Below are 10,350 nucleotides of genomic sequence, written 5' to 3'. Positions count from 1 at the left end.
GTGAACATCCTCGGCCGCAACGGCCGGCAGACAGCGCACTATCAGCGCTGACGTCCGGCTTCGTTACGCTGTGGGCATGTCGCGTCCTGCCAGACCTACGGCCCTGGTCACCGGGCCTACCTCGGGACTTGGCGAAGGCTACGCGCGCCGTTACGCCGCCGACGGCTATGACCTGGTCCTGGTGGCCCGCGACGCCGAGCGGCTGAAGGCGCTGGCGGCCGAACTGCGCGGCAGTCACGGCGGTGACGTCGAGGTGCTGCCGGCCGACCTGGCCGACGCCGACGACCGGGCCAAGGTCGCCGAACGGCTGCGCGCCGGCGTGCGGGTGCTGGTGAACAACGCCGGTTTCGGCACCTCCGGAGAGTTCTGGACCGCCGACCCCGAGCTGCTGCAATCCCAGCTGGACGTCAACGTCACCGCGGTGATGCAGCTGACCCGCGCGGCACTGCCGGCGATGATCGAGGCCGGCAACGGAACCGTCGTCAACGTGGCCAGCGTCGCCGGGCTGCTGTCCGGTCGCGGCTCGACATACTCGGCCTCCAAGGCCTGGGTGGTGTCGTTTACCGAGGGCCTGGCCGGCGGGCTGGCCGGCACCGGGGTCGGCATCCACGTGGTCTGCCCGGGCTATGTGCGCACCGAGTTCCACGAGCGCGCCGGCATCGATATGGGCACGCTGCCGTCGTTCATGTGGCTGACGGTCGACGACGTCGTCGCGACCAGCCTGGCCGACATCGCCCGCGGCGACGTGATCAGCGTGCCGGGCCTGCAGTACAAGGCGATCACGACGGTCAGCCGGCTGATTCCGCGCGGGTTGTCGCGGACGCTGACCAAGACTTTCGGGCGGGGCAGTGGGCGCACTTGACAGCGGAGAGCGCGACGAACTGGCCGCGCTGGTCCGCGAACTGTCGGTGGTGCACGGGCGCGTCACGCTGTCGTCGGGCGCCGAGGCCGACTACTACGTCGACCTGCGCCGCGCCACCCTGCACCATCGAGCCAGTGCGCTGATCGGCCGGTTGGTCCGCCAGCTCACCGATGACTGGGAGTACGTGGCCGTCGGCGGCCTGACGCTGGGCGCGGATCCGGTCGCGACCGCCGTCATGCACGCCCCGGGCCGGCCGATCGACGCCTTCGTGGTGCGCAAGTCGGTGAAAACCCATGGCATGCAACGCCTTATCGAAGGAGCGGATGTGGCGGGGCGGTCGGTGCTGGTGGTGGAGGACACCAGCACCACCGGCGGGTCGGCGCTGACTGCGGTGCGTGCGGTGCGGGACGCCGGTGGGCACGTCGTCGGTGTGGCGACCGTGGTGGACCGTGCCACCGGGGCGGCGGAGGCCATCGAGGCCGAAGGTGTGCCCTACCGCAGCGTGCTCGGCCTGGCCGAGCTGGGACTGGGCTGAGCCGGGTTGTGCGGACGCTGATCCCGGCGGTGCTGGCGTTGGCCGTCGCGTGCGTGGCGGCCTGTTCGGCTCCCGCTGCGAGCGGCCCCTACGGCGCCCAGGGCGCGCGGATCGGCGAGGCACTGCCGTTGCTGGGCTGGGAGCTGACGCTGACCAACCTGCGCTGGGAGGTCGATCATGTCCTCGTCGACGTCAAGGCGCACGTCCCGGATCCGGGCGGCCCGCACGCCGCGGCCGGCGATCTGCGGTTCGGGATCTACGGCACGCCCGCCCGCCCGGTCGAGGCGACCGGTCTGGGCAGCTGCGATGCGCTGGGGGAGCTGACGCCCGCGCCGCTGTCGGCCCGCGAACCCGACCGCTTGGACGGCACCGTGTGCCTGGGGCCACTCAAGGAACGCAGCGCGGTGCGCGGCGTCTACGCCTACTCGCCGGCCGACCGGATCAAGGACACCACGGTGGCCTACCCGGCGGCGTTCCCGGTAGGGCTGCCGCCGATCAACCCCTATGACACCGGCTTGGTGCTCACCCCGCAGGGGGTGGCGGCATACCGGGCCGACGGCGTCCCGCTGGCGCCGAGCGCCCTCGGTGACCCGAAAGCGTTCTCCGGCAACGGATACATGGTGTTGAGCTTGACCGCCGACGCGGTCGCGGGACAGTACCGCGACGACGCGGAGGCCCGCGGCGGGCCGCTGATGCTCGTCGCGGGTCCGGCGACGCCGATGCCCGGGCTGGGGCCGGATTGCCTGGCCTTTGGGTCGTCGGTGCTGATCCTGCCCGAGGCGTCACTGAACTCGGTGCACGTACCGACGTCGCTGTGCACGCACGGTGAGATCAACGCCGCGGTGCTCTACGCCTCGGTGTCGGTGGTGGGCACCCACGCCGCCGTATGGACCACGTCGTGACCGAGCGGGTGGGCGAACCCGGCCCCACCGAGTGGTTCCCGCCGGCCAACGGCGTCGGGCCGTGGCAGGGCGAGCCGCCGACCGATCCCCGCTACGATCCGGAACTGCTGCGCGATGGCGACCGCCGCAACGTCGTCGACGCCTACCGCTACTGGACCCGCGAGGCGATCATCGCCGACATCGACTCCCGGCGGCACCGGCTGCACGTGGCGATCGAGAACTTCGAGCACGACGCCAATATCGGCTCGGTGGTACGCACCGCCAACGCGTTCGCCGTGCACACCGTGCACATCGTCGGGCGGCGGCGGTGGAACCGGCGCGGCGCCATGGTCACCGACCGCTACCAGCGGCTGCGGCATCACGACCGGGTGGCCGGCCTGCTGGAGTTCGCCGCGCAACAGGGCCTGACCGTCGTCGCGGTGGACAACGTCGCCGGCGCGCAACGGTTGGAGCAGACCGTGCTGCCGGGCGACTGCCTGCTGGTGTTCGGCAGCGAAGGCCCCGGCCTCAGCGACGAGATGCGTGCCGGCGCCGATCTGCTGGTGTCCATAGCCGCGTTCGGCTCCACCCGCAGCATCAACGTCGGGGTGGCGGCCGGCATCGTGATGCACAGCTGGATTGCCCGGCATGGCAACCTGGAAAACGCCTGGTAAGAGTCGCGCCTTACGGAGAGAATCCTCGACCGCATGGTGTGCTGACGGCATGGCCGGCAGCACATTCAGATCGCTGAAGGTCTTCAATTATCGGCTCTGGGCGGGCGGGGCGCTGGTCTCCAACATCGGAATCTGGATGCAGCGCACCGCGCAGGACTGGCTGGTGCTGACCGAGCTCACCGCACGCAGCGGAACCGCGGTCGGGGTTGTCATGGGCCTGCAATTCGGGCCCCAACTGCTGCTGCTGCCCTGGACCGGCTATGCGGCCGACCGTTTCGACCGGCGCAAACTGCTGATCGCCACCCAGACGGCTCTGGGCGTCTTGGCGCTCGTCCTCGGCCTGCTCACCGTCAGCGGCGTCGTCCAGCTGTGGCAGGTTTACGTCCTGGCGTTGCTGTCGGGCTGCATCAGCGCGGTCGACATGCCGGCGCGCCAGACGTTCGTCTCGGATCTGGTGGGAGACGACGACCTCTCCAATGCGGTGGCGCTGAATTCCGCGTCCATCAACGCCGCGCGGATGATCGGTCCTGCCGTCGCCGGGGCGCTGATCGCAGCCGTCGGCACGGGGTGGGCGTTTCTCATCAACGCGGCGTCCTTCGGTGCCGTGCTCGCCTCGCTGGCGCTGTTGCGGGTCCGGGAGCTCTATCCCAACGCCCGTGCCGTCGGACCGGCCCGCGGCAATCTCATGGAGGGTTTGCGCTACGTCTGGGCACGTCCGGATCTGAAGGCGATCCTGTTGATGTTGTTTCTGATCGGTACCTTCGGGCTCAATTTCCCGATCTTCATCTCGACCATGTCGGTCACCGTCTTCCACGGCGGCGCAGACCAATACGGGCTGCTGTCCTCGGTGATGGCGGTCGGCACGCTCGCCGGAGCACTGCTGGCCGCGGGATGGGAGAGGCCCCGCTTCCGGTCACTGCTCTTCAGCGCGGCAGTCCTGGGTGTCGGCTTCGCGTTCGCCGCCGTCGCGCCCGATGTCTGGCTCTTCGGTGTCGCGCTCGCCGTGATCGGGGTGTCCACCCTGACGTTCACCAATGCGACGAACAGCCTGATGCAACTGACCACCGAGCCGGTGATGCGCGGGCGAGTGATGGCGCTGCGGCTGGCCGTCGCCGTGGGCACCACGCCGATCGGTGCGCCCGTCATCGGCTGGATAGCCGATGCGTTCAGCCCGCGCTGGGCGCTGGGTGTCGGCGCGCTGTCGGGGTTGGCCGCGACCGCCGTGGCGCTGGCCTACCTCGCGGGTCAGCGTCGTGGTCCGGCTTCTCGGTAGTCCTGGGATGGCGATGCCCGATACGGCAGGATCTACCGCTATGGATCTGCTATGGGCGAATCGGGCCGAGAGCGCCGAGGCCGCTGTCACCGCGAGACATCTCAAACCGCTCTGGCACCTCCCGGGCACCCACCTCGGTGTGGTGGCCTGGCCACCGGTCCGCCGGGCGCCGCACTGGCACTACTGGTGGCAGGCGCACCTGCTGGACTGCCTGGTCGACGCGCAACTGCGCGACCCGCAGCCCGAACGCGTGACGTCGATCAAGCGCCAGATCCGCACCCACCGGTTGCGCAACATGTTCCGCTGGACCAACGCCTACTACGACGACATGGCATGGCTGGCGCTGGCCATCCAGCGCGCCTGCCGGGTCACCGGGATCGACCGGCATCGTGCGCTGCGCACGCTGACCCGCGAGCTGACGGACTCCTGGATGCCCGAGGCCGGCGGCGGGATCCCGTGGCGCAAGGACGAGCAGTTCACCGAGCCGTTCTTCAATGCCCCGGCCAACGGGCCGGCCGGGATCTTCCTGGCGCGTGAACCCGGGTGGCTGCAGCGGGCCCAGCAGATGGGCGACTGGATCGACGCCACCCTGATCGACCCGGAGACCCATTTGGTGTTCGACGGCATCCGGTCCGGGTCGCTGGTGCGCGCCGAATACACCTACTGCCAGGGCGTGGTACTCGGCCTGGAGACCGAACTGGCGGTGCGCACCGGCGTGCCGCGGCATGCGGCGCGGGTGCAGCGCCTGGTCGCCGCGGTCGACAAGCAGATGGCACCCGGCGGGGTGCTCAAGGGCGCCGGTGGTGGCGACGGCGGGCTGTTCGCCGGGATCACCGCCCGCTACCTGGCGTTGGTCGTCACCGATCTACCGGGAGAGTCCCCCGCCGACACCGAGGCGCGCAGCACCGCGGCCGAACTGGTGCTGAGGTCGGCGCGGTCGGCGTGGGACTACCGGCAGTCGGTGGACGGCCTGCCGCTGTTCGGGGCGTTCTGGGACCGGCCCGCCGACGTACCCCGGGCCGACGGCGCGGTGGCCGCCTCCGTCGCCGGGGCGGTGTACGAATCCGAGGTGCCCGAACGCGACCTGTCGGTGCAGTTATCGGGCTGGATGCTGATGGAGGCCGCACACGTCGTAGCTGCCGCCCGCCCGCCTGGCTGACCGGGTGGGCTACTCGGGATTCTGCGTGCTGAGCGCGGACTCACCGTCGGGGGTCTCGGCCGCGCGATTCTGCCGGCGCGCCAGGTAGGCCTTGGTGGCCGAGAAGATCGCCGGCAGCAGCGAGACGAACAGGATCCCGATGATGATCAGTTCCAAATGGTCGGTGATGCCCGGCACCTTGGTGCCCAGCAGGTAACCCGTCAGAGTCATCCCGGCCCCCCACAGGATGCCGCCGACGATGTCGAAGGCCAGGTAGACGGGGTAGCGCATATAGGACACGCCGGCGATCGGCGGGACGAAGGTCCGGGCGAACGGCACGAAGCGGGCCAGGATGATCGCCACCGGACCGTACTTTTCGAAGAAGGCATGTGAGTCGGTCACATAGTGCTTCTTGAAAAAGCGGGAGTCTTCCTTCTTGAACAGCGCCGGACCGATACGACGGCCGATGAAGTAGCCGCACTGGTCACCCAGCACCGCCACAACCGCCACGGACGGCGCCAGCACCCAGATGTCGGGGTTGCCGGCGGCGGCCAGCAGACCACCGGTGACCAACAGTGATTCACCCGGCAGCAGCGGAAACAGCAGACCGGTCTCGATGAAGACGATCACCAGGATGGCCGGGAGTACGGCGTGCTCGAATACCCCGCCCTGCCCGATCCAGTACATCGGATCCAAGATGTGGGGCATCGCCGCCACCGTCATGCTCATGACGCACCAACATACCGGGGGCCATGAGCCAAACTGGCCCTGAGATACTTGATGTCAGTTTCGGTCAGCCAGGAGGAGAGTTCCATGCCCATCGCCACCCCCGAGGTCTACGCCGAGATGCTGGGCCGCGCCAAGGAGAACGCGTACGCGTTCCCGGCGATCAACTGCACGTCGTCGGAGACCATCAACGCGGCCATCAAGGGTTTCGCCGATGCCGGCAGTGACGGCATCATCCAGTTCTCCACCGGCGGCGCGGAGTTCGGCTCCGGCCTGGGCGTCAAGGACATGGTGACCGGCGCGGTGGCGCTGGCCGAGTTCACCCACGTGATCGCCGCCAAGTACCCGATCAACGTGGCGCTACACACCGACCACTGCCCGAAGGACAAGCTGGACAGTTTCGTGCGTCCGCTGCTGGCGATCTCGACCGAGCGGGTCAAGGCGGGCAAGAACCCGCTGTTCCAGTCGCACATGTGGGACGGCTCGGCCGTGCCGATCGACGAGAACCTGGCCATCGCCGATGAACTGCTGGCCAAGGCGGCGGCCGCCAAGATCATCCTGGAGATCGAGATCGGCGTGGTCGGCGGCGAAGAGGACGGCGTGGAAGCCGAGATCAACGAGAAGCTCTACACCACCCCGGAGGACTTCGAGAAGACCATCGACGCCCTCGGTGTCGGCGACCACGGCGAGTACCTGCTGGCCGCCACGTTCGGCAACGTGCACGGCGTCTACAAGCCCGGCAACGTCAAGCTGCGCCCCGACATCCTCGGTGAGGGCCAAAAGGTGGCGGCGGCCAAGCTGGGCCTGGCGGCCGGCTCCAAGCCGTTCAACTTCGTCTTCCACGGCGGCTCGGGCTCGCTGAAGTCGGAGATCGAAGAGGCGTTGCAGCACGGCGTGGTGAAGATGAACGTCGACACCGACACCCAGTACGCGTTCACTCGGCCGATCGCGGCGCACATGTTCACCAACTACGACGGTGTATTCAAGATCGACGGCGAAGTGGGCAACAAGAAGGTCTACGACCCGCGCAGCTACCTCAAGAAGGCCGAGGCCGCCATGACCGAGCGGGTCATCGAGGCGTGCAACGACCTGCACAGCGCCGGCAAGACCCTGAGCTGAGCCCGCCTTCTACGACGAGCAGTCGCGAAAACCCCCAAATCCAACGCGGATTGGGGGCTTTCGCGACTGCTCGCAAGGTTGTTACCCGCCGTGGGACTGGCAGATCTTCCACTGGTCGTCGCGGAACTGCAGGTCGAAGCTGCGGGTTGAGCGGACCCGCGGTGCATAGGCCATAAACGCGGTGACATTGGCTTCGGCGTGGCCGTCGTTGACCACGACCTCGTCGATGCTGGCGACCACCGGATACTGCTTGGCCGCCGCGATCCGGCGGTAGGTCTCGTCCCACGCCTTCTGGTCGTAGTTGACGTAGCGGTCGCGGATGTCGCCGCAGGTCAGGCTGCGCAGCGCCGCCAGGTCGCCGTTCTGCATGGCGATGTCGAAGTTCAAGATGGTGCCCCGGACCCGCTCTTCCTGCGAGGCGGCCTGCCGGTCGTCGCGGGTCAGCCACAGCGTGCCCAGCACCGCGACCACCGCCAGCACCACGATGATCAGGATCAGCGCCAGCACCCAGCCCCAGCTGCGTGACACGGTGGCGGGCAGCTTGGCGCCCAGTCGCGGCGGAATCTGTTGCGGTATCGCCTTTCCCGCATCACCGGCCTGCCGGGCGATGAGCTCGGTGTCGGCGTCACCCACCGACGGCATCACCTCGGTCGCCCCGTCGAACCCGGGCGCGGTGAACCGCCGCTCCGGCGGTCCGTCCGGGCCGGAATCGGTGGAGCTGGGTGCGGCCTCGGTGGCGATCACCTCGGTGACGGCATCGGCATCGACGTCGGGGGCATCCGACGAGGCGGTGTCGGCGGCCTCTGGAATGACCGTGGTGGCGGTGTCGTCGTCCGCCCCGGCGACGACCGGGTGCACGTCGGCGGTCTGATCGGGCTCGGTGGGCTGGATCGGGGGGCCATCGGGAGCGGAGTCGTGACCGGATGCGGGCGGAGCGGGGATGTCGTCGCGGTCGGGGCCCGATGGGTTCGGCATAAGCTACTGCTGTCCTCCCGCTAGCGAATCTGCTGGGCGCCAGCTTACTGAGCGAGGCGGCGCATCGCTTTAGTGGCTGGCCATGGGCGGCACGGCACAATGGGCGATGTGACTCTCACCGGTGATCTCCTGCGCCCCGATCCGATCTTGCTTCCCGGCGACCCCGACGCCGAGGCCGGCCTGCGTGCCAACCAGGACCCCGCCGTTGTCGCGGCCGGGCATCCGTCGGCCTCGGTGGCGTGGGCGGCGCTGGCCGAAGCGGCACTGACCGAGGGCAAGGCGGTCACCGCCTACGCCTATGCGCGCACCGGCTACCACCGGGGTCTGGACCAGCTACGCCGCAACGGTTGGAAGGGCTACGGCCCGGTGCCGTACGCACATGAGCCCAACCGTGGCTTTTTGCGGTGTGTGGCCGCGCTGGCGCGTGCCGCCGATTCCATCGGTGAGACCGACGAGCGGGCCCGCTGCCTGGCTCTGCTCGATGAGTGCGACCCCGCCGCCCGCTCGGAACTGGGGCTGAGCTGACCGTGCGATAACCCCTGCAGGTCAGCATCCGATGGGGCAATCGCCGCCCTGCCCGGGCGGTTCCACCTGCACGGTGGCGTGGGTCAGGCCCCGGGCTGCCAGCACCGCCCGCGCCTCGCCGAGCACCCGGCCGGGGTCGGCAGTGGTGCGCAGGTGGGCGGTGGCCATGTCCTGGCCCGGAACCAGTGTCCAGACGTGGAGGTCGTGCACGTCGGTAACGCCGTCGACGGCGCACAGTGCCGCCCGTAGTTCGGCGACGTCGATGTGGCCGGGAGACGCCTCGGACAGGATCCGCAGCGCGTCCCGGGCCAGTGCGAACGCCCGCGGCAGCACCCACAGCGCGACGAACACGGCGACCACCACGTCGGCGTAGGGCCACTCGGTGGTGACGGTGACGACCCCGGCGATCAGCACCGCGACGTTTCCGACCGTGTCGGCGACCACTTCCATGTAGGCGCCGCGCACCGCCAGGCTGCGCTCGGTGTGCGACCGCAGCAGCAGGATGACCACGACGTTGACCGCCACACCGGCCAGCGCGATGACGATCAGCGGCAGGCCCGGCACATCCGGCGCGGTCCCGATGCGCCGGATCGCCTCGGTCAGGATGAATGTCGCCACCCCGACCAGCAGCACCGCGTTGGCGACCGCGGTGAACACCTCGGCGCGGTGCCAGCCGTAGGTGCGTGACGGCGACGTGCTGCCGCGCCGGGCCAGCATTACCGCGGCCACCCCCATGAACAGCGCGGCCAGGTCGGTGAGCAGGTGCCCGGCGTCGGCCAGCAGGGCGATCGAGTTGATGGAGATCGCGGTGCCCAGCTCGATGAAGAAGAACCCGGTCAGGATCGCCGCCCCGATGGCCATCCGGGACAGCCGGGCGTCGGCGTGATGGTGATCGTGACCGGTGGCCATGGCTAGCAAATATAGGTCGCGGCGCCGTCGCGGGGGCTGTGCGATCAGAACCAGCTGTTCCAGAACTGCGTCAGGCTCATGCCCCACGACACCAGCAGGCGCGGCACGGCGAACAGATCGACGAACCAGAGCACCAGCCCGAAGAATTTCTGGTTCAACATCGGTGAGGAGATCAGCAGCACCAGCAGCACCAGCAGGCCCCACTGCGAGAACGGCGCCACCGCCCGCTGGGTGGCCGGGCTCAGGTGCGGCTCCAACGCGCCGTAGCCGTCCAGCCCGGGCACCGGCAGCAGGTTCAGCATCACCGCGGTGACCTGTAGGAAACCCAGGAACGCCAGACCGGAGAAGAACACCGGATGCGCCGGGTCGTAGAACACCCGGGTGGCGCCGAGCAGCAGCCCGGCCAACACCAGGTTGGCCGTCGGGCCGGCCAGGCTCACCAGGCTGCGCCGCAGCGGCGTCATGAACGACGTCTGCACGTACACCGCACCGCCCGGCAGGCCGATGCCACCCAGCGCGATGAACAGCAGCGGCAGCACCAGCGACAACCCCGGGTGGGTGTAGCGCAGCGGGTTGAGGGTCAGGTAGCCGCGCATCTCCGCACCGCGGTCACCGAACCGCCAAGCGGTGAAGGCGTGGCCGAATTCGTGCAGACACAGCGACACCAGCCAGCCGGCGATGACGAACACGAAGACCCCGGCATAGGCCATCGGCCCGATCTCGCCGGCCGCGC

Annotated in this window: 12 protein-coding genes; 8 read left to right on the top strand and 4 right to left on the bottom strand. The window is 69.3% G+C overall.

What is annotated here, in order from left to right; all coding sequences use genetic code 11:
• Positions 1–76 precede the first annotated feature (76 nt).
• Genes DQP56_RS19545 through DQP56_RS19520 form a run of 6 tightly spaced genes read left to right on the top strand, consistent with a single transcriptional unit; the run spans position 77 to position 5,384 of the window.
• Positions 77–862 carry an SDR family NAD(P)-dependent oxidoreductase gene (locus tag DQP56_RS19545; RefSeq protein ID WP_112688261.1) on the top strand — a complete coding sequence of 262 codons (786 nt, stop codon included), beginning with the start codon at positions 77–79 and terminating at the stop codon, positions 860–862.
• Positions 849–1,397: an orotate phosphoribosyltransferase gene (gene pyrE / locus DQP56_RS19540; protein WP_112688258.1), complete on the top strand. Its 549-nt coding sequence runs from the start codon at positions 849–851 to the stop codon at positions 1,395–1,397. Before DQP56_RS19545 ends, pyrE begins: the two co-directional genes overlap by 14 nt.
• 8 nt (positions 1,398–1,405) lie before the next feature.
• Positions 1,406–2,299 carry a hypothetical protein gene (locus tag DQP56_RS19535; RefSeq protein WP_112688255.1) on the top strand — a complete coding sequence of 298 codons (894 nt, stop codon included), beginning with the start codon at positions 1,406–1,408 and terminating at the stop codon, positions 2,297–2,299.
• Positions 2,284–2,952 (top strand): TrmH family RNA methyltransferase, encoded by a 669-nt coding sequence (locus DQP56_RS19530; RefSeq protein ID WP_205868924.1) that lies wholly within the window; start codon positions 2,284–2,286, stop codon positions 2,950–2,952. Before DQP56_RS19535 ends, DQP56_RS19530 begins: the two co-directional genes overlap by 16 nt.
• Positions 2,953–3,001: 49 nt before the next feature.
• Positions 3,002–4,225 (top strand): MFS transporter, encoded by a 1,224-nt coding sequence (locus DQP56_RS19525; protein WP_112688252.1) that lies wholly within the window; start codon positions 3,002–3,004, stop codon positions 4,223–4,225.
• A 40-nt stretch (positions 4,226–4,265) separates the two neighbouring features.
• Positions 4,266–5,384: a glycoside hydrolase family 76 protein gene (locus DQP56_RS19520; RefSeq protein ID WP_112688250.1), complete on the top strand. Its 1,119-nt coding sequence runs from the start codon at positions 4,266–4,268 to the stop codon at positions 5,382–5,384.
• 9 nt (positions 5,385–5,393) lie between these two features.
• Here the strand turns inward: DQP56_RS19520 and DQP56_RS19515 are convergent, their stop codons facing one another.
• Complete coding sequence (locus DQP56_RS19515; protein ID WP_112688248.1) at positions 5,394–6,092, bottom strand: DedA family protein; 699 nt, start codon at positions 6,090–6,092, stop codon at positions 5,394–5,396.
• An 84-nt stretch (positions 6,093–6,176) separates the two neighbouring features.
• Here DQP56_RS19515 and fbaA point away from each other — a divergent pair, with 84 nt between their 5' ends.
• Positions 6,177–7,208: a class II fructose-bisphosphate aldolase gene (gene fbaA / locus DQP56_RS19510; RefSeq protein ID WP_112688246.1), complete on the top strand. Its 1,032-nt coding sequence runs from the start codon at positions 6,177–6,179 to the stop codon at positions 7,206–7,208.
• 81 nt (positions 7,209–7,289) lie between these two features.
• Here the strand turns inward: fbaA and DQP56_RS19505 are convergent, their stop codons facing one another.
• Positions 7,290–8,183 carry an Rv0361 family membrane protein gene (locus DQP56_RS19505; RefSeq protein ID WP_112688244.1) on the bottom strand — a complete coding sequence of 298 codons (894 nt, stop codon included), beginning with the start codon at positions 8,181–8,183 and terminating at the stop codon, positions 7,290–7,292.
• Between the two features lie 108 nt (positions 8,184–8,291).
• Here DQP56_RS19505 and DQP56_RS19500 point away from each other — a divergent pair, with 108 nt between their 5' ends.
• A complete protein-coding gene (locus DQP56_RS19500; protein ID WP_112688264.1) occupies positions 8,292–8,708 on the top strand; it encodes a DUF3151 domain-containing protein in 417 nt (138 codons plus the stop codon).
• 21 nt (positions 8,709–8,729) lie between these two features.
• Here DQP56_RS19500 and DQP56_RS19495 read toward each other — a convergent pair whose 3' ends face one another.
• Both DQP56_RS19495 and DQP56_RS19490 read right to left on the bottom strand, forming a co-directional pair.
• On the bottom strand, positions 8,730–9,617 hold the full coding sequence (locus tag DQP56_RS19495; protein ID WP_112688242.1) for a cation diffusion facilitator family transporter: 888 nt from the start codon (positions 9,615–9,617) through the stop codon (positions 8,730–8,732).
• 44 nt (positions 9,618–9,661) lie between these two features.
• Positions 9,662–10,350, bottom strand: a 689-nt coding sequence (locus tag DQP56_RS19490) for a site-2 protease family protein (RefSeq protein ID WP_133258975.1), incomplete at its 5' end; no start/stop codon positions are given.

Source organism: Mycolicibacter senuensis (genome assembly GCF_003284925.1).
GTDB lineage: Bacteria > Actinomycetota > Actinomycetes > Mycobacteriales > Mycobacteriaceae > Mycobacterium > Mycobacterium algericum_A.
This window is presented reverse-complemented; position numbering and strand designations above follow the sequence as displayed.